The organism is Collinsella sp. OM04-5 (assembly GCF_003439125.1).
GTDB lineage: Bacteria > Actinomycetota > Coriobacteriia > Coriobacteriales > Coriobacteriaceae > Collinsella.
This window is the reverse complement of the sequence record NZ_QSUU01000003.1, coordinates 30,253-50,442: the sequence shown is the minus strand read 5'-3', so window position 1 is coordinate 50,442 and position 20,190 is coordinate 30,253. Positions and strand designations below refer to the sequence as shown.

At 64.1% G+C, this 20,190-nt stretch carries 20 protein-coding genes and 2 tRNA genes; 2 read left to right on the top strand and 20 right to left on the bottom strand.

Annotated features, from left to right (window positions below; all coding sequences use genetic code 11):
• Positions 1 to 33: 33 nt before the first annotated feature.
• Positions 34 to 696 (top strand): response regulator transcription factor, encoded by a 663-nt coding sequence (locus tag DXB53_RS02470; protein WP_117583174.1) that lies wholly within the window; start codon positions 34 to 36, stop codon positions 694 to 696.
• Positions 697 to 722: 26 nt separating this feature from the next.
• Positions 723 to 2,120 (top strand): sensor histidine kinase KdpD, encoded by a 1,398-nt coding sequence (locus DXB53_RS02465; protein ID WP_117583173.1) that lies wholly within the window; start codon positions 723 to 725, stop codon positions 2,118 to 2,120.
• A 606-nt stretch (positions 2,121 to 2,726) separates the two neighbouring features.
• Here DXB53_RS02465 and DXB53_RS02460 read toward each other — a convergent pair.
• The 20 genes from DXB53_RS02460 to DXB53_RS02365 form a co-directional block, all read right to left on the bottom strand.
• Positions 2,727 to 2,803, bottom strand: a tRNA-Pro gene (locus DXB53_RS02460).
• 80 nt (positions 2,804 to 2,883) lie between these two features.
• Entirely contained in the window at positions 2,884 to 4,095 is a 1,212-nt protein-coding gene (coaBC, locus tag DXB53_RS02455; protein WP_233503783.1) for a bifunctional phosphopantothenoylcysteine decarboxylase/phosphopantothenate--cysteine ligase CoaBC, read from the bottom strand.
• 3 nt (positions 4,096 to 4,098) lie between these two features.
• On the bottom strand, positions 4,099 to 4,818 hold the full coding sequence (locus tag DXB53_RS02450) for a zinc ribbon domain-containing protein (protein ID WP_117583172.1): 720 nt from the start codon (positions 4,816 to 4,818) through the stop codon (positions 4,099 to 4,101).
• Positions 4,815 to 5,624 (bottom strand): Nif3-like dinuclear metal center hexameric protein, encoded by an 810-nt coding sequence (locus DXB53_RS02445; protein WP_117583171.1) that lies wholly within the window; start codon positions 5,622 to 5,624, stop codon positions 4,815 to 4,817. Before DXB53_RS02445 ends, DXB53_RS02450 begins: the two co-directional genes overlap by 4 nt.
• Positions 5,621 to 6,799: a cysteine desulfurase family protein gene (locus DXB53_RS02440; protein WP_117583170.1), complete on the bottom strand. Its 1,179-nt coding sequence runs from the start codon at positions 6,797 to 6,799 to the stop codon at positions 5,621 to 5,623. Before DXB53_RS02440 ends, DXB53_RS02445 begins: the two co-directional genes overlap by 4 nt.
• 6 nt (positions 6,800 to 6,805) lie before the next feature.
• Positions 6,806 to 7,477 carry a ribulose-phosphate 3-epimerase gene (rpe, locus tag DXB53_RS02435; RefSeq protein ID WP_117583169.1) on the bottom strand — a complete coding sequence of 224 codons (672 nt, stop codon included), beginning with the start codon at positions 7,475 to 7,477 and terminating at the stop codon, positions 6,806 to 6,808.
• 18 nt (positions 7,478 to 7,495) lie between these two features.
• On the bottom strand, positions 7,496 to 8,503 hold the full coding sequence (locus DXB53_RS02430) for an NAD(P)H-dependent glycerol-3-phosphate dehydrogenase (RefSeq protein WP_117583168.1): 1,008 nt from the start codon (positions 8,501 to 8,503) through the stop codon (positions 7,496 to 7,498).
• Between the two features lie 9 nt (positions 8,504 to 8,512).
• The gene (gene plsY / locus DXB53_RS02425; protein ID WP_117583167.1) at positions 8,513 to 9,196 is read right to left on the bottom strand and encodes a glycerol-3-phosphate 1-O-acyltransferase PlsY; all 684 of its coding nucleotides are present in this window, start codon (positions 9,194 to 9,196) and stop codon (positions 8,513 to 8,515) included.
• A complete protein-coding gene (gene der, locus DXB53_RS02420; protein ID WP_006236029.1) occupies positions 9,189 to 10,523 on the bottom strand; it encodes a ribosome biogenesis GTPase Der in 1,335 nt (444 codons plus the stop codon). Before der ends, plsY begins: the two co-directional genes overlap by 8 nt.
• A gap of 10 nt (positions 10,524 to 10,533) precedes the next feature.
• The gene (locus tag DXB53_RS02415; protein ID WP_117583166.1) at positions 10,534 to 11,976 is read right to left on the bottom strand and encodes a DUF512 domain-containing protein; all 1,443 of its coding nucleotides are present in this window, start codon (positions 11,974 to 11,976) and stop codon (positions 10,534 to 10,536) included.
• A gap of 2 nt (positions 11,977 to 11,978) precedes the next feature.
• Complete coding sequence (ispH, locus tag DXB53_RS02410) at positions 11,979 to 12,878, bottom strand: 4-hydroxy-3-methylbut-2-enyl diphosphate reductase (protein WP_117583165.1); 900 nt, start codon at positions 12,876 to 12,878, stop codon at positions 11,979 to 11,981.
• Between the two features lie 2 nt (positions 12,879 to 12,880).
• On the bottom strand, positions 12,881 to 13,609 hold the full coding sequence (locus DXB53_RS02405; RefSeq protein WP_117583164.1) for a lysophospholipid acyltransferase family protein: 729 nt from the start codon (positions 13,607 to 13,609) through the stop codon (positions 12,881 to 12,883).
• Between the two features lie 3 nt (positions 13,610 to 13,612).
• Complete coding sequence (cmk, locus tag DXB53_RS02400; protein WP_117583163.1) at positions 13,613 to 14,299, bottom strand: (d)CMP kinase; 687 nt, start codon at positions 14,297 to 14,299, stop codon at positions 13,613 to 13,615.
• Positions 14,300 to 14,365: 66 nt separating this feature from the next.
• Positions 14,366 to 15,331 (bottom strand): pseudouridine synthase, encoded by a 966-nt coding sequence (locus DXB53_RS02395; protein WP_369831532.1) that lies wholly within the window; start codon positions 15,329 to 15,331, stop codon positions 14,366 to 14,368.
• On the bottom strand, positions 15,318 to 16,046 hold the full coding sequence (scpB, locus tag DXB53_RS02390; RefSeq protein WP_117583161.1) for an SMC-Scp complex subunit ScpB: 729 nt from the start codon (positions 16,044 to 16,046) through the stop codon (positions 15,318 to 15,320). The genes DXB53_RS02395 and scpB overlap by 14 nt, the downstream gene beginning before the upstream one ends.
• Before the next feature lie 11 nt (positions 16,047 to 16,057).
• The gene (locus tag DXB53_RS02385) at positions 16,058 to 16,867 is read right to left on the bottom strand and encodes a ScpA family protein (RefSeq protein ID WP_117583160.1); all 810 of its coding nucleotides are present in this window, start codon (positions 16,865 to 16,867) and stop codon (positions 16,058 to 16,060) included.
• Positions 16,868 to 16,951: 84 nt separating this feature from the next.
• Entirely contained in the window at positions 16,952 to 17,635 is a 684-nt protein-coding gene (locus tag DXB53_RS02380; RefSeq protein WP_117583159.1) for a site-2 protease family protein, read from the bottom strand.
• Between the two features lie 9 nt (positions 17,636 to 17,644).
• Positions 17,645 to 17,941 (bottom strand): hypothetical protein, encoded by a 297-nt coding sequence (locus tag DXB53_RS02375; RefSeq protein ID WP_233503782.1) that lies wholly within the window; start codon positions 17,939 to 17,941, stop codon positions 17,645 to 17,647.
• Positions 17,928 to 19,961, bottom strand: a complete 2,034-nt coding sequence (locus DXB53_RS02370) for an ABC-F family ATP-binding cassette domain-containing protein (protein WP_117583158.1) — start codon at positions 19,959 to 19,961, stop codon at positions 17,928 to 17,930. Before DXB53_RS02370 ends, DXB53_RS02375 begins: the two co-directional genes overlap by 14 nt.
• Before the next feature lie 72 nt (positions 19,962 to 20,033).
• A tRNA-Ala gene (locus DXB53_RS02365) sits at positions 20,034 to 20,109 on the bottom strand.
• Positions 20,110 to 20,190: the final 81 nt, after the last annotated feature.

Here is a 20,190-nt window from a genome sequence, read left to right as displayed (position 1 = left end):
TACAATTCCGACGAGAGTTTCAGGAGGTCGAACATGGCGAGGATACTGGCAGTGGATGATGAACGGGCGATCCTCGACGCGCTCGCGCGCGTCCTCGGCCGCGACGGCCATGAGGTCGTCAGGGCGGCCGACCCGACGACAGTCCCGGGGATGGACCTCTCGCGCTTCGACCTCGTGCTCTGCGACGTCATGATGCCGGGGCTCGACGGCTTCGAGCTCGTGCGGCAGATCCGCCCGGACTTCGACGGCCCCATCGTCTTCCTGACCGCGCGCGTGGCCGAGGAGGACGCCGTGGCCGCCTACGGCCTGGGCGCCGACGACTACGTCCGCAAGCCCTTCGGGGCCGCGGAACTGCGCGCCAAGGTCGCGGCCCATCTACGCCGTGAGCGCCGGCCGCGCTCGCACGCCCTCTCCTTCGGGGAGGTGCGGATCGACCTCGGGGCGCGCGGCCTCTCCGTGGGCGGCGAGGCCGTGCCGCTCACGCCCACCGAGTACGCCATCTGCGAGTACCTCGCGCGCCACCCCGGGCAGGTCATGAGCCGCGCGCAGATACGCGAGGCTGTGCTCGGCTGGGAGAGCGACGCCGACGACGCGGCCATATCCATGCAGGTCAGCCGCGCCCGGAGGAAACTCTCCGAGGCCGGCGCCGATCCGATCGCGACCGTCTGGGGGATGGGGTACAAGTGGCAGCTCTGAGGATCGGGGCGCGAGGTCGCGGGGGCATGCCGCTCTCCTTCGTCATCGCGCGCTACTTCGCCTACGCGTTCGCGGCGGTCGCCACGGCGTGGCTCGCCTCGTTCATGGCGCTCTCCGCGGCGATCAATGTGGGCTTCGTCTACGAGGCAAGCTGGGGGCCGGCCAATGCACGCGAGGTCGCGGAGGGCCTGGCACGCGACGGCGTCTGCGGGCAGCAGGACGTGCCGACGGCGTACCGCTACCTCATCCTGAACAAGGACGGATACGTGCTGATGACAGACCTCGAGGGCACGCGGCTCGAGGACGCGACGGAAATGGCCCGTACGGCACTCGCCGCTGATCCGGGCACAGTGGAGATCGAGGGCGGGGGCTCGGGCCTCACCTACGCCGCGTTCCCGCTCAAGGACGGCGGGGCATGCGCACTTGTCAGCGAGTACCTGCCGCAGTGGGTCTCGCGCGATCTCGCCGGCCTGCTTCCCAACCCGCAGAGCCTCATGCTCGTCGGCGCCGCTGTGGGAAGCGCGCTCGCGCTCGCGCTCGTGGCGCGTCGTGCGAGCCGCGTGATCTCGCGCAAGATGGCGCCGCTCGCGGAGGCGGCGGGGCGCGTTGGCGCGGGGGAGCTCGACTTCGCGGTCGGCAGCACCAACGTGCGTGAGGTGAACGACGTCCTCGCCGCGATGGACGCCATGCGGGCCTCCCTCGCCGAGTCGCTCGAGGCCCGCTGGGCCGCGGAGCGGGGGCAGCGCGAGCAGATGGCGTCGCTCGCCCACGATCTCAAGACGCCGCTTACCGTGCTGCGCGCCAACGCCGACTTCGTGGCGGAGGAGCTGGAAGACGAGAATGACAGCGACCTCTCGGCCGCCGCGCGCGACATAGCCGGCGGTGTCGAAAGGCTCGACGGCTACGTGCGCCTGCTCATCGAGGCCTCGCGCGGGTCCGGCGGGGCGGAGAGGGCCCCCATGCGGCCGGCCGAGCTCTGCGAACAGGTCCTCGCCGAGGCCGCCCAGATCGCCCGGGCGCGAGGCGTGACGCTCGACGCGGCCACGGGCCCCGCTGTCGCGGACGCGCCCGAGGCCCCGCTCGACCGAACCGCCCTGGCGCGAGCCGCCGCGAACCTCGTGGCCAACGCCGCCGAGCACGCACGCTCGCGCGTGGCGGTCTCCTGCGACGTCGCGGGCGGACACCTCGTCATCGAGGTGGCCGACGACGGACCGGGCTTCTCTCCCGCCGCCCTCGAACGCGGCTGCGAGCGCCTCTTCACAGACGACTCGTCCCGCTCCTCGCGCGACGGAGGCCGCCACTACGGGCTCGGCCTCCACGTCGCCTCCGAGGCCGCGAGCGCCCACGGGGGCTCCGTCTTGCTCGCCAACAGCCCCTCGGGCGGCGCGGTGGTCACCATCGCGGTCCCCCTGTGCGGGATCTGACGACTTCCTCGTTGTCTACCTCGACTGCGATATGTCGCTCGCCGAGGCCGCGACGAGATGGTGTTGCGTCTGCTCCGCTTGGTGCTTCTAGCTCAAATTTGATCTGATGTAAGGCCCGTGCAATCCTGCATGGGCCGTTCTTTTGGCAATTGCTCGACCGATTCGTGGCTTGAATCACAAATTATCGAGTTAAGGAGACATGGGATCACACAGCGGCTCTCAGAGCGTCTGCCGCACTCCCCCGCCATTACCCTGCGGCGTCCTCGTATAGAGCCCATCCCGCTTGGCGTTTCGTTGCAACAGCCCACTTGTCCACCGATCAAGTGAACTACTGGAATAAATACAGCGACATGCTTGTCCGTTATAGTCGCTATATCTGTGTTAATCGCCGCGATAAATACAGCCTGTACTCGGCTGCATACCAGCTACGCGTATGTAGATTCATATCGCGTTAATAAATCGGCTCAAGCGCGTGCAAAACGCGCAAGTAGCCGCAAAAGGCGATTATCGCGTAGGTAGATTTTTGGCACCCTGTTGCTTAATCAAAATTAAGCAATTGCTTAAAACAAAAAAGGTCAGGCACTAGGTGCCTGACCTGCAAACTTCTGGTCGGGACGACTGGATTCGAACCAGCGACCCCTTGACCCCCAGTCAAGTGCGCTACCAAGCTGCGCCACGTCCCGAAGCTTTTGTTTGTTGCTCTGCTCTCGCTCGCAACAGGGAGTATATTAACCCGAAACTTTAGACTTGTGCAAGAACTTTTTTATAAATTTTGAAGCAAGTCCAAAATTGTATCTGCGAGCTGGGGTTTTGTTAGAACGGGAAGTTCTTTCGTACCTGTTGTGCTCACAATCCAGGCCTTGTTAGTGTCGGTTCCAAAGCCTGAATCGGCGCGCGAGACATCGTTGGCGATAATTACATCGCAACCCTTGCGGGCAAGTTTGCGCTGCGCGTACTCCACGACGTTATCGGTCTCGGCCGCAAATCCGATCACGCATCGCTCTCCCTTTTGGCACGAAAGCTCGGCCAAAATATCAACCGTCTCGACTAGTTCGATGCGATCCAGGCGCTCGTTGGCCTTTTTGAGCTTGTGGTTGGCAGGGGCCGCGGGGGTGTAGTCGGCGACGGCCGCAGCGCAAATGGCAGCGTCGGCCGTCTGGAAGGCGTTTAACGCCGCCTGCAGCATCTCTGCGGCGGTCTGCACGCGCACGCACTTTACGCCGCGAGGAATATCGAGCGATGTCGGTCCCAGCACGAGCGTGACGGCGGCACCGCGACGTGCGGCCTCCCCCGCCAGGGCGATACCCATCTTGCCCGAAGAACGGTTGCCAATGAAGCGCACCGGGTCGATCGGCTCGTGCGTGGGGCCGGCGGTGATGACGATGCGCTTGCCCGTCAGGTCTTGCGGCACGGGGTTGAGCACCTCACAGACAGCCTCGACGACGTCCTCGGGCTCGCTCATGCGTCCCGTGTCCACGTCGCCGCAGGCAAGGTAACCGCTACCCGGACCCACAACATTGACACCGCGCTCGCGCAGCGTGGCCATGTTGGCCTGCGTGGCCGGTGCCTTCCACATGCCATTGTTCATGGCCGGTGCGATCACGATGGGGCGCGGCGTGGCAAGCAGCGTGGTGGAGATGAGGTCGTCGGCGATGCCGTTGGCCATCTTAGCGATGATGTTGGCCGTCGCGGGCGCCACGACCACCACGTCGGGCTCCTGCGCCAGCGAGATATGGTGGATGGGGTCGGAGGGGTCGTCGAATAGGCCCACGGCAACGGGCTCATTGGTGAGTGCGCGGAAGGTGAGCGGCCCCACAAACTCAGTGGCATGCTCGCTCATGACGACCTTGACGTGCGCGCCGCGCTTTTGGAGCAGGCGCACGATATTGCACGACTTATAGGCGGCGATCCCGCCGGTAATGCCCAGCAGGATCGTTTTTCCCTCAAGTTGCATTGAATTGTTGGGTGCCGCCATCGTTTAAGCTTCCTTGCTCGGGAGCACCAGCAGGCGGTGGCAGTACGGGCAGTGCGTAATCTCACTACCGTCGTGGTTGAGGTCGCTCATGGATGACGCCTGCAGCGCGGTGTGGCAGACCGTGGGGATGTTGCCCTGGATGGTCTCGACGGCCAAGCCGCGGAACTGCTTGAGCAGACGCTCGTAGTCGGTGAGCACGTCGGCCGGCAGCGTGGCGGCCAGCGCGGTGCGCTCCTTAGTGGCGGCTTCGATCTGAGCCTGCAGGTCGGCAGCCTTGGCGCGGGCGGCCTTGGTATCGGCCTTCACGCCCTCTTCGAACTTGGCGATGATTGCCTGCGCGCGGGTCTCGCGGTCGAGCGCCTCTTTGTGGGCGACAACGACGTCCTTGCGGGTGTGCTCAATCTTGTCCAGACGCTTGGCCAGGGTGGCGAGCTCGTTCTCCAGGTCCTGAACCTCGCGATAGTCAGAGCCGTCGACATGGCGCTTCTTGGCGGCCTCGATGGCGTTATTGGTCTGAATCTCGGTGGTGTTGAGATCGTCGAGCTCAATATCCAGGTCCTTGCGTTGGGCGTAGAGCCTGGTCATTTCGGCCTTGAGCTTAACGTAGGTCTTGCGCTTGGAAGCGAGCTCCTTGAGCTCCGGCATATTGGCAAGTTCGCTCTTGTTGCGGGCGAGCTCCAAATCGATCTGTTGCAGCTTGAGTAGCGTAGCGCCGGCGCTCATAAGTTCTCTCCTTTTGTCACAGTCCACCATTGGCAAGGGTTCAGTATTTTAATCGCATGACGGGGGTCGGCCCCGGCGTCAACTGCAGAGTTCATCAATATATCAACGAACGGCTCCTCGGAGCGGTCGTGGCCGAGCAAGATCACCGGCAGCCCGCGCAAGGCAAGGTCTTGCGCCACGTGGTAGCCCGCCTCGCCCGTCACGACAACATCTGCGCCCGCGGCGATGGCGAGCTCTCCGAAGTCGCCCAGGGAGCCGCCCAAAATGGCGACGGTGCGGCACGGGCGATCAGCTTTGCCCCACACACGCGGGTCGCTGCCAAAGGCCGTGGCAGCACGGGTGGCAAGATCGCGCAGCGTGCACGGGTCGTTGAGCGTTGCAAGTGCGCCCAGGCCGGTGGCCTCGGGGTCGTCCACGTGCTCCAGTGAGCTCACGGGTGCGGCACCCAGCAGCTTGCTCAGGCAGACACGGGCTTCGTGCGAGCGGTCCAGGTTGGTGTGGAGCGAGATAATGCTCACCCCGCAGCGGGCAGCCTCGTAGAGGGCCGCACTGCACTGGGGTCGTGTGGCATCCGCCGGACAAAAGGCCTCGGGTGCCTTGATGTATATGGGATGATGCGTCAGCAGCACGTTGGCGCTTGCTTCTTGGGCGCGGCGAACATTAGCCTCAGTCGCATCGAGTGCGCAGGCAACGCCGGTGATCTCCGCGGCCGGATCGCCAACGGAGAGTCCTACGTGGTCCCAGGGCTCGGTGTCCGTCTTGGGATAGCGTGCCAGTAGCGCGCGCTCGAGCTCGGCGACGATCATGCGGCACCTGCGATCGAGAGCAGCGTCTGGGCAAACTCGTCCAGATCGTCCGGATTCACGCGGTCGTCAAAGGAAATGCGCAGTGCACCTAGTGCCTGCTCGCGACCAATGCCCATGGCGCTGAGCACATGGCTCGGGTCCATGCTGCCGCTCGAGCACGCCGAGCCGGCCGAAACCTCAAAGCCGGCGGCATCGAGCTTGACGATGAGCTCCTCGGAGTCCATGCCATCAACGTAGATCGACACCATGCCCGGCAGGCGATCGGCCTGTGCGTAGTCGCCCATGGTGGCATGAATACGCGGATGAGCCGTAAGCGTGGCGTAGAGCTTGTCGGAAAGGGCTTGCAGCTTCGCGCGCTCCTGAGCCACATGGGGCGTCAGAGATGAGGCGGCAGCGGCAAAGGCGAGCTGCGTTCGCAGGTCTTGCGTGCCGGCACGACGACCGGCCTCCTGTCCGCCGCCAAAGATGCGCGGGCGCAGCGGCGTGCGGCTCTTAAGGTAGAGTGCGCCAGATGCCACGGGACCGCCAATCTTGTGGGCTGCGACGGACATGGCGTCGACGCCCAGCTCGGTGACATCGAGCGGAATATGCAGATACCCCTGGATGGCATCGGTGTGGAACAGGGCGCCAACGGTATGCGTGGCCGCGGCAAGCTCGCGGATGGGCTGCACCACGCCGGTCTCGTTGTTGGCAACCATGATGCTCACGAGCGCCACGTCGTCGCCTAGCAGCTCGACAAGCGTGGCAGGCTTAATGTAGCCCATGCGGCAGGGCTTCACCAGGTCGACGGTAAAGCCGGCGGCACGCAGCAACGGCAGGTTGTCCAGAATCGAATCGTGCTCGATGGCCGAAACGATTACACGATTGCGCTTGCGATCGCGCTGACGAGCGCCCTCGGCAAGACCGAGCAGCGCCAGCTGGTTGGCTTCGGTGCCGCCGTTGGTCAGTACAATCTCGGACGGGCGGACGCGCGCGCCAAAGCTGCGGGCGATCTCGCGACGTGCAACCTCCAGACGCGTGGCAGCCTTGCGGCCGAGCGAATGCAGCGAGTTGGGGTTGACGCCGGCAAGCTCGCTGTCGTCGTATTCGCGCTGCGCAAGGAGCGCCTCGGCGCGCATGGGCGTCGAGGCGGCATAGTCAAGATTCACGGGTATGCGGTTTTGACCTGCGGTCATAAGGGTTTATGCCTCCTGTGCGGCCTCGTTGCCCAGCTTCTGCAGCAGCGCAACCTCGGCAGCGGGATCTTCGGACTTAAATACGGCAGAACCGGCCACGAGCACGTTGGCGCCGGCCTTGACGACCTCGACAATGTTCTTGGAAGAAATGCCACCGTCGACCTCGATGAGGGGCGAAACGCCGTGACGCTCGCACATGGCCCTGAGCTCGTGGAGCTTAGCGATGGTGCCCGGGATAAAGCTCTGACCGCCAAAGCCCGGGTTCACGCTCATGAGCAGCACCATATCGACGACGTCGATGATGCTCTCCAGCACGCACACGGGGGTGGCGGGGTTGAGCACCACGCCGGCCTTAACGCCGCGCTGCTGCAGATGGGTGAGCGTGCGGTGCAGGTGCGTGGAGGCCTCGTAGTGTACGGTGATCATATCGGCGCCGGCGTCTGCGTACCAATCGACCGTCTCGTCGGGGTTCGACACCATGAGGTGCGCGTCGACCGGTACATTGGTGGAGCGCTTGACGGCCTTGAGGATGTCAACGCCAAAGGTGAGGTTGCCGGTAAAGTGGCCGTCCATGACGTCGAAGTGCACGTAGTCGGCACCGGCGATCTTGTCGAGTTCGCCCTTGAGGTTGGCCATGTCGGCCGAGAGGACGGACGGAGCGATTTTAATGGAACCCATGGTAGTAGCCTTTCTGCGCTAGTCGGTGAGTCCGTAGAACTCTTGAGAAGGGACGCGGTCGGTGAGAATCTCGAGCGCCCTATCCAAAGTAACACCGTTGTAGAGCGTTTTCTCCACGGCAAAGGTGAGCGGAATGTCTACGCCCAGTGAACGGGCGAGTTCGCTCACGCTGCGGGCTGCGACGGCGCCCTCGACCACCATATGCGTACGCGTCTGGTACTCGTCGAGCGACACGCCGTGGGCAAACTCGTAGCCAAAGGTGCGGTTGCGCGAATGCTCCGAGGTACAGGTGGCAATGAGGTCGCCCATGCCGGCAAGTCCCATGCAGGTCATGGCCTGGCCGCCGCGGGCGTGCACCAGACGGCTGATCTCGGCCAGGCCGCGCGTCATGATGAGGGCGAGCGTGTTGTCGCCCGCACCAGAACCGGCGGAAATGCCGCACACGATGGCGATGACGTTTTTCATAGCGCCGCAAACCTCGACACCGGTCATATCCTGCGACAGGTAGATGCGGAAGGCCGTGGACAGCAGCAGCTCCTTAAAGGTCTCCCCCACCTGCTGGTCCTCGCTGGCGATGACGGCGGCAGAGAGCCCGCCGCGGCAAATCTCCTCGGCATGGTTGGGGCCCGAGAGGGCCGCCACACGCCGCTCGTTGCCGATCTCGCTGGCAATGACCTCGCTCATGAGCAGGCCAGACTCGGGCTCAATGCCCTTGGTAAGGCAGAGCACCGGGGTGTTGGCGGCGATGAAAGGCGCTGCCTGATGACATACGCTGCGCAGGTGTGTGGAGGGCACGGCAAAGATGATGGCGTCGGCGGCATCGAGCGCTTGCGCCAGGTCCGTCGTGGCGACGACGTTGCCGGGCAGCTCGTAGTCCACCAGATACCGGGGGTTGCAGTGCTCGCCATTGATGCCGGCGGCCGTCTGCTCGCTGTGGGCCCACATGGTCACGCGCTCGGCTCGCGCGGCGGCAAGGCCGGCGACGGCGGTTCCCCAGGAGCCGGAGCCAATCAGCGCAACATTCATGATTCTCTCCTACTTATCGTCGGGCTCGGTGACGCGCTTGGTAAACGAGAGCTTGGACTCCTTACCGGCCATGAGCTTTTGGATATTCGCGCGATGGGCCCACACAACGGTGATGCCGATTATCGCCATGCAAAACTTAAGTCCCAGGCTGCTGTACGGAAAGACCGCGCAAGCAGCGATGGGAAGACCGATGGCAGCGGCAAGCGAGCCCACCGACACATACTTGGTGATGGCGACGGCCACGATAAACATGCCGAGCAGCGACAGGCCAATAGGCCAGTACCAGGCGAGGATGACGCCCAGGCCAACCGCGATACCCTTGCCGCCGTGGAAGTTAAGGTAGGGCGAGAAGATATGGCCCCACACCGCTGCCAGGCAAATGACGCCGAGCATCCAATCGCCGGGGGCTCCGGGCGCCATGATGCTTACGGGGAAGCCATAGCCCAAGTCGGCAATGAGCGGACGCGCGATAAGGACGCAGATGGCGCCCTTAAGGCAGTCGAGCAACAACGTGAGCGCGGCCACCTTAGGGCCGGCCACGCGCAGCGCATTGGTTGTGCCGATGTTGCCGGAACCCGCCTTGCGAATGTCGGTGTGGTTGAACACGCGGCCCAGGATCAGGCCAAACGGAATCGCTCCGATAAAGAACGAGACCACGGCGCAGATGGCGGTCAGCAGAATCGGATTATGCATCCTTTTGTTCCTTCTTCCTAAAGAAGAGTCGAATGGGCGTGCCGGCAAAATCGAAGGTCGAGCGCATGCGGTTCTCCACGTAGCGCTGGTAGGTGTCGTTGACCAGATCGCTGTGGTTGACGAAGAACGTGAACGTCGGCGGATTGACGCCCGTCTGAGTCACGTAGTGCATGCGCAGGCGGCGCTTGCCGTCCACCACGGTGTGGCCGAACTCACGTAGGTCGGTGAGGAACGTGTTGAGGCGCGAGGTGCTGATCTTTTGCGAACGCGTCTTCTCGGCTGCGTCGACCATCGCCCAGATCTTCTCGACGCTGCGGCCAGTGAGGGCAGAGATGCGCAGGTACTGGGCCCAGGGAGCCATGACGCCCAGACGGCGGTCGATGGTCTCCATGCAGGCCTCGCGCTTGCGGTCGTCGTCGAGCAGGTCCCACTTGTTGAGCAGCACAACGATGGCACAGCCGCGCTCGATGGCAAGACCCATGACCTTCTGGTCCTGTTCGGTAACGCCCACGGAGGCGTCGACGACGAGCAGCGCCACGTCGGCGCGGTCGATGGCGCGCAGGCCGCGGACCATCGAGTAGTACTCGATATTCTCGTACACGGTGCTCTTCTTGCGGATGCCCGCGGTGTCGACCATGCGGTAGTGCTTGCCGTTGCGCTCCACGACGGTGTCGATGGCGTCGCGCGTCGTGCCGGCAATGTTGGACACGATAGAGCGGTCGGCGCCTAGGATGCGGTTGAACAGCGAGGACTTGCCGGCGTTGGGGCGGCCGATGATGGCCACGTTCAGCGCATCGGGGAACTCGTCGGCGACCTCGTCCTCTTCCTCCGGAAGCAGGGCCACGATATCGTCGAGCAGGTCGCCCGTGCCATGACCATGCAGGGCCGAGAGCGGCGTGGGCTCACCGATGCCGAGCGAATAGAACTCCCAGATGCTGTCGTTCTCGCGATCGGGGTTGTCGAGCTTGTTTACCAGCAGAAAGACCGGCTTGTCGCAGCGCTTGAGCATGCGAGCGACCGACTCGTCCTCCTCGGTGACGCCGGTGCGGCCGTCGACCACAAACAGGATGACGGCGGCTTCCTCGGCGGCGGCGAGTGCCTGGTCGCGGATGGACGTGGCAAAGACATCGTCGCTCTTGAGTGGCTCGATACCGCCCGTGTCGACGATGGTGAACTCACGACCGTTCCAATCGGCCGTGTGATACGAGCGGTCGCGCGTGACGCCGCGGGACTCGTGGACGATGGCGTCCGAGGTCTGGGCCAGGCGGTTAACGAGCGTGGACTTGCCCACGTTGGGGCGTCCGACGACGGCGACGATAGGTTTCATCTGCTCTCCTTTAATGGGTAGGGTCAGTGGAATTAGTAGAGTCGGCAGGCACAATGCCAAGGATGTGCTCCAGGGTATCGAGCAGCTCATGCGGCATGGTCGATACCACATGAACCTCGGCGCCGCGACTGGTAAGGCTTGCGAGTAAATCGTCACGATGATACTCGTCAAGCGTCATGCCGTCAGCGTTGAACATGAGCTTAGGCACAAAGAGCATAACCCCCGACAGGTCTTGGGGCAGCTGCTCCAGAATGTCGCACGCGACGATGAGGCCGGTCACGTCCACGTTGCCGCCAAAGTAGCGGTTCTTGATGGCCGTGACGGTGCCGTCGAGACCATGCGGCGACTCCACAAAGCGTGCCACGGTGTCGCGCGCGCTGGCGCCCGAAAGACACAGCAGGTGCTGGCTGCGTGCGGCGATGGCCTCGCGGACGCGGGCCAGTCGCTCGGTATCGGCGGCAAGCACGTCGTCGGTCTCGTCTAGATACGAGCGGATCATGCCGATGCCGTCGTAGTACTGCGGGTAACCGTCGTAAAAGTCCGCCTCGGGAGGATCGATGCCGGCGTCCAGATAGAACTCGTCGCTCATCTGGAAGGTGTGGCGGCCAAAGCGCTCGAAGGCACGGTCCTGGTAGGGACGGATCATGGCAATGGTCTCGCGCGCTAGCTCGGGCTTGTCGCTGTAGGACCAGCTAAAACGGTTCTGATGCTTGGTAAAGCCGAGCGGCACGATGCCCAGGCTTGTGATTTGCTCGTGCTCCTCGCAAAAGCGCAGGGTCTTTTCCAGCTCCTCGCCGTCGTTCATGCCGGGGCACAACACGATCTGCGCGTGAATCTCGATGCCGGCGGCCATGATGGTCTCGAGTACGTCCATGCCTCGCTGGGCGTTACGGCCCATCATACGACGGCGGACGTCGGGGCTCACAGCGTGGACCGACACGTTCATGGGGCTCATGTTGCGCTGGATGACGTTTTGCACGTCCTCGTCGGTGAGGTTCGTAAGCGTGACAAAGTTGCCTTGCAAAAAGCTTAGGCGATAGTCGTCGTCGCGAATATAGAGCGTGGAGCGGCCGCCCTTGGGGAGCATGGTCATAAAGCAGAACACGCAGGCGTTGACGCAGGTACGCATGCCGTCGAAGATGGGGCCATCGAACTCCAAACCCCAATCCTCGCCGGGAAAGCGGTCGAGCTCGACGGGGGTGACGGTGCCGTCGCGCGGGTCGAAAACCTCGAGGTCGACGGTATCATCGTCGGCCTCCCAGAGCCACACGATCATATCGGTAAGCTGCTCGCCGTTGACCGTAAGTACGCGCATGCCCGGCTCGATACCCACATCCCACGCGGGCGATTCGGGACGCACGTTCTTTACGAGCGCGCCCTCACCCGGCTCGGGGTCGCGGCTGCGCCCGTAATCGGCCACCTCGGCGGCGTATGCGGGTACGGTCTGGTCCATGATTAGCGGCAAAGCTCCTTGATGCGCGTTACGGCGCGCTCGATGTGTTCTTGCGGGGTTGAGGCTCCGGCGGTGATGCCGATGTGGTGAGCGTCGGTAAACCACGCGGCCAGAAGCTCGGAAGCTTCCTCGATGTGATGCGTGTGCTCGCAGGCGTCTGCGCAAATCTGAGCCAGGCGGCGCGTGTTGCCCGAGTTCTTGCCACCCACGACGACCATGCAATCACAGCGTTTGGCAAGTGATGCGGCTGCCTGCTGGCGCTCGCTCGTGGCGGCGCAGATGGTGTTGATCACGCGCAGCTCCTGCACGCGCGGGGTGATGGCAGCCACGACCTCGGCGAGGTTCTGCGCGGTCTGGGTGGTCTGCACAACCAGGCCCACCTTGCCCTTGAGCGACAAGGCGTTGGCGTCGGCGGCACAGCTCACGACCTGCGCGTCATCGCCGGCGTGACCCAGAATGCCCTCGACCTCGGGATGGCCCGGCTCGCCCACGACGAGTACGCGGTAGCCCTCGCGCACCAGCCGCTCGGCGGCCACGTGGACCTTCTTGACGTAAGGGCAGGTGGCGTCGACGACGTTAAGGCTACGCTTGCGGGCAGCATCGATGACCTGCGGCACCACGCCGTGGGCGCGGATGATTACGGTGCCCGACGCTGCGTCGTCCAGGGTTTCTGCTAGACCGACGCCTGCCTCGGCGAGCTCGCGTACCACGATGGGGTTATGAATGAGCGGGCCTAGGGTATGGACCGTAGCGGTCTCCCCCGCCTGCGGGGCGGCCGCCAGGGCCATATCGAGCGCGCGCTGTACGCCGTAGCAGGTGCCGGCGTGAGCTGCAATCTCGATGGTGGGCGCGCCGTCCTGGTCGGACGCAGTCGCGGCGGTGTTCGTCACGTTCTCGCTCATGGCTAGAACCTGCCCGGATGCTCGGCGCACAGTTCGTCGCGCATGGCGTATACGCGGCTCATGGCCTCGGACTCAAACCAAGCCAAGCGCTCCTTGCGCTTGAGCTCGGCCGGTGCATCGGAAAGCGAGACGGCCTTGCCGGCACGAATCCAACACTTCTTGGGACGCATGAGCCTTTTGCCCGCGGGCGTGATGTCGGACCAGCCGCAGATGGCGAGCGGGTTGACGGGCGCCTTGCCCATCTGAGCGATGAGCGCAAAGCCGCCGTGGACCTCGGGCTTGATCTCGCGCGAGCGGATGCGCGTGCCCTCGGGGAAGATCAGGACGTCCTCGCCGCGCAGCAGCGCATGCTGGGCGGCGCGCAGGCACTTCATATCGGCAGTGCCGCGCTCCACGGGGATGCCGCCAACGCGGCTAAAAGCCCAGCGCACAATCTTGCTCTTGGCGAACTCGGACTTAAAGATGGGGCGAATGCGGCGGCCGCCAAAGAATAGCGCCGTCTCCACGGCCAAGAGCTCAGCCATCGAGGTGTGGTTGCAGATGACCACGCTGCCGCGGCCTTCCTGGCGCTCAAACAGCAGGTCAGCGTCCTCGACCTTCCAACGCCACATGAGTTTGGAGAAGGCCCAAAGGATGGCCATGACCACGACGACGGTGCCGCGGATGAGCGCCGGGAACTCGTCATAAGGAGCGTTGTAATAATCCTCGGGCGTCTGTTTAAACAGGCGCATGGGCTACCTCCTTTGGTTGATGAGGTCCTCGATAATGCGGACGACCTCATCGATGGTGTGGGCGGTGGAGTCGACGTGCACGGCGTCCTCGGCGGGCACGAGCGGTGCGACCTCGCGGCTGCTGTCGAGTTTGTCGCGCTGCTTGAGGGCGTCGAGGGTTTCGTCGACCTCGGTCTCGAGCTGCTCCGTGCTGAGCGGCTGGACGTCGTTTTGGTGGCGCTGCAGCACGCGGCGGCGGGCGCGCTCGCGCGGATCGGCAGTCAGGAAGACCTTGACCTGCGCGTTGGGGAACACGACGGTTCCGATGTCGCGACCCTCGGCCACGATATCGCGGTCCTCGGCGGCGCGGCGCTGGTGAATGAGCATGGCGGCGCGCACGCCCGGGTAGGCCGAGACCTTGGATACGTTGGCGTCGACCTGCGGGGTACGAATGGCGGCCGAAGCGTCCTGGCCGTCAATAGTCAGGCGCGTATCCTCGCCGGGGCCGTTGGTAAAGCGAATCTCGATCTGCTCGGCGAGGGCGTCGATGGCCGCCTCGTCGTCCAGATCGATGCCGCGGTCGAGCGCGGCGAAGGTGACGGCGCGATACATGGCGCCCGTGTCGAGCTTGTTAAAGCCCAGCTGGCGGGCGATCTCCTTGGCGATGGTGGACTTGCCGGAACCGGCGGGGCCGTCGATAGCGACGATCATGCAGTGCTTCCTTTCGATGGTTGACGTGCTGGTATGGTTCGCGGGCGCTGGGGCGCGGCGGGTTGCCTAGCCTGTGTAGCGCTCGCGGTAGGTGTTGCGCTTGGGTGCGGAGCCGTGGCTGCCGTGGTGACGCGTGCGGGTGGCGGTAGTGTCCCGAGACGCGTGGCCGTCGCGCTTGGCGCCGGCCTGCTTGGGCGGGATGCCGCCGGACTTGAGGATCTGCACCTCGCGGTCGGTGAGCTCGCGCCACGACCCCTTGGCCACGTCCTTGAGTTCCAGGCCAGCAAAGTTGCAGCGATGCAGGCGAATCACCGGGTGGTGGATCTTGCCCAGCATGCGCTTGACCTGGTTCTTGCGCCCCTCGCGGATAATGACCTCCACGGCGGTGGTACCGGGCTTTACGCCTTGCGGAGCCACAGCCTCTGCCTCGCGCGCGGTGATGACGCGACAGATCGCCGGCTGGCACAGACCGTCGTCGAGCTCAATTCCACTGCGGAGCGGGTCTAGATCGCGGTCGGTCAGCTGCCCGTCCACGAGTGCCTGGTAGGTCTTGTAGACGTGTTTGCTCGGGTGCAGCAGATCCTGTGACAGGTCGCCATCGGTGGTAAAGAGCAAGAGGCCCGTGGTGTCGCGGTCCAGACGACCCACCGGAAAGAGTCCCGGAAAGCGGTCGCGGGGGACCAGGTCGGCCACGCAAGGGCGCTCCTGCGGGTCACTCATGGTGGTGAGGTAGCCAGTTGGCTTGTAGAGCATCAGGTATACGGCGCCCTGGTTGAGCTTGACGGGCATGCCGTCGACCTCGATATGGTCGCGGTCGACGTCGACCTTGGTGCCCAGCTCGGTCGCGACTTCGCCGTTGACGGTCACGCGGCCGGCGGTCATCAGGTCCTCCGAGCCGCGGCGGCTCGCCACGCCCGCGCGCGCCAAAAAGCGCTGCAGGCGCATGGTGTGCGGATAGACGGGCTGGGCGTCGGTGGCGGGCACTGCGCTGCCCATGGCACGCGTCTCCCCTACTTCGTTAGTCCTCGTCATGTAAATCCTCCGAGGTCTCGCCGACGACCAGGGATTCCAAGTCCTCGACTGCCTCAACATCTTCAACATCGGTATCGAGCAGTTCGCGCTCTTCGTCCAGGTCCTCGGCCTGCTCCTCGAGCGTGGACTGAATGCTGCGGCCGCTCAGGCGCTCGCGGATAAACTGGCGCGATTGCTCGTCGGGGGCAAACTGCTCCAGATCGGGCAGGTCGCGGGTGGAGCGTAGACCAAACTTTTCCAAGAAGGCGTTGGTCGTGCCATAGATGATCGCCTGACCGCGCTGGGGGTCGCGGCCGAGCTCGCGCACCAGACCCTTGTCCACGAGCGACGCGATGACGCCGTCGGAATTGACGCCGCGTATGCCTTTGACCACCTCGCGCGTCACGGGCTGGTGGTATGCGATGACGGCCAGGGTTTCAAGCGCCGCCTGCGACAGCTTTTGCGTGTCCCAGCTCAACACATAGGCCTCGACCACATCGTGGTAGGCGGGATGCGTAAACAGGCGCCAGCCGCCGGCGACCTCGCGCAGCTGAAAGCCGCGGTTGGCCTCCTCGTACTCAACCTTGAGCTCGGCGAGCAGCGATGCGCATTCGCCAGGGGCGATATCTAGCGCACCTGCCAGCGCAGGCGCGCTCACCGGGTCGATCGACACCAGCAGCAGCGCCTCGAGGGCGCCTTTGAGGCTGTTTACCTCCAGCGTGGAAAGGGTTGACATGGTTGCGGCTCCTATTCGGTGAGCTCGGGGCCCTCGCCGGGCACGTATGCCTCGGCGCCCTCGACGCGGTTGATTTGAATGGTTCCAAAGATCTCGTCCTGGCTCAGCGTGAGCGAGCCGCGCTTGGCGAGCTCGAGCATGGCCAGGAAGGTGACGACGAGCTGCTCGGTGGTGGCGTCGCCGTCCAACAGCTCGCGGAAGGTGCAAGTTTGGTGCGCCATGGTAAAGCGGTCGACCGAGGCTACGGTCAGATCGAGCGGCACGCGATGCGGCGCCACGTGCTCGGCCTCCAGCAGGAAGGTCTGGCGCTTGCCGTCCAGGTCGGCACAGATGACGGCGAGGCCGCGCAGGGTGATGCCGGCCAGGTAGTCGGGCATGAGCCCCAGGAACTCGGGGTCGGGGCCGGCCACACGCGGGTGCATGCGGCTTTCGGCCTGCATGCGGGCACCGAGGGCCGCAGCCGCGCCTTTAAACTGCTTGTAGGCGATCAGGCGCTGGATCAGGACCTCGCGTAGGGCGTCCCCGTCGAGCGCGCTAAGTTCTTCGAGGTCATCGTCGATCTCGTCATCGTCATCGGCTTTGCGCGGGGCCTTTTGCGGCACCAACGAGGCGGCCTTGATGTCCAAAAGGGTTGCTGCGACCAGCAAAAAATCGCTCGCCACGTCCAGGTCCAGCGCCTCGATGCGCTCGGCCTCGGCAAGGTACTGCTCGGCCACCTCGCTGATCGAGATAGCGCCGATATCGACTTTTTGGCGGGTAACCAGCTGCAGCAGCAGGTCGAACGGTCCGCTGTAGACCTGCGTCGACACGCGATACGACATCTTCGACCTCCTTTGACGGCGCCTTCGCGGCGCGGTTTGGGTGCATGTTGCGACCGATTTGCACGGTCGATTTGTAAGTTTACCCTAGATACCGGCGATTGCGAAGGTGAGCAGCTGCTCTGCCAGCGGATACACGGTAACGTCGAAATACCGGCCGATCACGTCGATGCCGGTCCACATGGGCAGCAGGTACAACACCAAGATGAGGATGGGCATGGCGTATTGCTGCAGGCGGTAGTAGCTGGCGAGCGCCTTGCCTTTGAGGAACGGCACGATGATCGACGAGCCGTCGAGCGGCGGGATCGGGATGAGATTGAAGAACGCGAGTGACAGGTTGACCACGATGAACGTGGCGCCGAAGTTCATGATCTGTGACGCCACGGCAAAGGACATGCTGGTGTAGAGGTTGCCGTACGCTGCGTGCATGAGGGCGGCCGCGAGGCACGCGAGTGCGATGTTCGACGCGGGGCCGGCTGCGCTCACCAGGACCTCGTCGCGCTTGGGGTGTTTGAGGTTGTTGAGGTAGACGGGTACGGGTTTGGCGAAGGCGAACACCGGGCCGCCGGCGGCAAGCATGAGCAGCGGCAGGATGATGGTGCCAAACGGGTCGATATGGTTGAGCGGGTTGAGTGAGACGCGTCCGCGCGAACGGGCCGTCTTATCGCCGAGTGCCCAGGCCGCGGCGGCGTGCGCGCTCTCGTGGATCACGATGCCCACGATGACGGCGACGGCGCTGGCGAGTAGGTTCATGAGGTAGCTGCTGGACATGGCGCCCCACTAGCGGACGCGGCGCGAGGCGCGCGTGAGCAGATAGTCGATCGCAAACAGGATCACGGCGACGATGGCGTAATCCAGGCGGAACACGCCGCCAAAAGGCGACGTGATGACGCCGTAGCCGGCGATGACGCTCGGCAGCGCGCGCGAAAGCTCGACGACAAAGCCGACGATCTGCAGCTTGGCGGTGAGGCCGCTAAAGCACAGCAGCACGGTCATCGCGCTCATAAAGATGCCGCAGATGCGACAGGCGATGGCGATGATGCTCATCGCCACGGCGGCGGCTTTACGAGAGTTCACGCGCGGTCTCCTCTTCGATCTGGGTGGAAAGCTCCAGCCATTCGTCCTCGAGCTTGGGCAGCTCTTGCTTAAGGCCGTTATATTCCCCCAGCGCGGCGTTGAACTTGTCTTGATCGGCATAAAGCTCTTCGCTTGCCATCAATTCCATAAGCTCGTCATAGCGGGCGCGCTTTTTGTCGAGCTCCGTCTCGATCTTCTTGAGCTGGTTACGCACGCCCTTGAGCTTTTTGTTGAGCGCAGCGCGGGCTTGGGCCTCGGCGCGCTTTTGCTCCTTGGTCTTTTTGCCCTCGGCAGGCTTGGGGGCGGCGACGGGGGTGTCGGCCTGGGCGGCGCTGGCCTTGGTGGACTTGGTCGTGGCCGGCGCGCTCTCCGTGGACGCCTCGGCGGCGGCGCGGGCCGCGAGGTCCTCACGCTTGTAGAGGTAGTAGTCGTAGTCGCCGTCGTAGACCGTGACCTTGCCGTCGCGAATGTCGATGATGCGGTTGGCCACGGCGCGCACCAGGTGCTCGTCGTGGCTGATCAGCACGATGGTGCCGGGGAAATTTTGCAGGGCGTTCTCGAGCATATCCACCGAGTCGATGTCTAGGTGGTTGGTGGGCTCGTCCAGGCACAGGAGCGCCTCGGGGGCCACGAGCATCTTGGCCAGGGCCAGACGCGCTTTTTCGCCGCCGGAGAGGACGCGAACCTGCTTCTCGATGGAATCGTTGTCGCTAAACAGGAAGGCGCCCAGTAGGCTGCGCTGCTGTGGCACGGTCCACTTGGGCGTGACGGTGTCGATCTCTTGCAGGACGGTGTTGGACTCGGTCATGCCCTCGAGTGCGTGCTGGGCGTAGTAGGCCACGCCCACGTTGGTGCCCAGGTCCCGGGTGCCGGTGGTGGGCGGCTCCAGGCCGGCGAGGATCTTCATGAGTGTGGACTTGCCAGCGCCGTTGGGGCCGACGAGCGCCACGTGCTCGCCGCGGTAGAGCTTGAGGTCGATGTCGCTGTAGATGTGCTTGTTGCCGTAGGACTTGGAGACGCCCTCCAGGCCCACGACCATATCGCCGGAGCGCGGTGGGTCAGGGAACTTAAAGTCGATGTGCTTGTGGCCCTCGGGTAGGATGACAAGCTCCTTTTTGATCTGCTCGATCTTGCGGATGCGCTCCTGGGCCTGGGCTGCCTTGGTGGGCTTGTAGCGGAACTTGTCGACGAAGACCTGCATGTGGGCGATGTCGCGCTCCTGGGCGGCGCGCTTGGCGCGCATCTGCTCAAGGTTGTCCTCGCGCTGCTTGAGGTAGCTGCTGTAGTTGCCGGTGTAAGTGGTCACGCGACGGTTTTCGAGCGCGGCGACGTGGTCGACGCAGGCGTCCATAAAGGCGCGGTCGTGGCTGACGATGAGGACGGCGCCGTCGTAGTTGGCGATAAAGCCGCGCAGCCACTGGACACTTTCGAGATCCAGGTGGTTGGTGGGCTCGTCCAGCAGCAGTAGATCGGGGTGGCGCAGGAAGAGCTTGGCGAGCGCGATGCGCATCTGCCAGCCGCCCGAGAACTCGGAGCACGGGCGCTCAAAGTCGGTGACCTTAAAGCCCAGGCCGGACAGGATCTTGCGGGCGTTGCTCTCGAGTTCGTAGCCGCCCAGGTGCTCAAAGCGGTCCTGGACCTGGCCGTACTCGTTAAGGAGCGCGTCGACGTCCTTGCCCTGCTCGGAGAGCTCGGTGATTTGGGCCTGCAGTTCGTTGGCGCGCTCGCCCATGCGGCGGATTTCCTTGGCGGCGGCCATGACCTCGGCAAGGATGGTGGTGTCCTTGTGCTCTAGGTTGGTTTCCTGCTCTAGGTAGCCCACCTGGCAGTCTTTGGCATACTGGACCTGGCCGGCGTCGGGGCTGTCGATGCCCATGATGATTTTGAGCATGGTGGTTTTGCCGGCGCCGTTGGGCCCAACGAGCGCAAAGCGCTCGCCGGGGTTGATCTGGAAGGACGCGCCGCTAAAGAGGACGCGCGCGCCGAAGCTTTTTTCGATCTTGTCGACCAGGAGGATCATGGTGCCGCCTTTGACCTTGTGTGCCTATATGAAAAAAGGCCCCAACTTGCGTTGGAGCCTCATTCAATGCTCTGGTGGAGACGAGGGGGATCGAACCCCTGACCTCTTGACTGCCAGTCAAGCGCTCTCCCAGCTGAGCTACGCCCCCGTGCGAAAAAGTACTATACGGGAACTCCCCCGCCGATGCAAGGACAATTTCGGAAAAACTTTCCGGGGGCGCGGGCGCCGG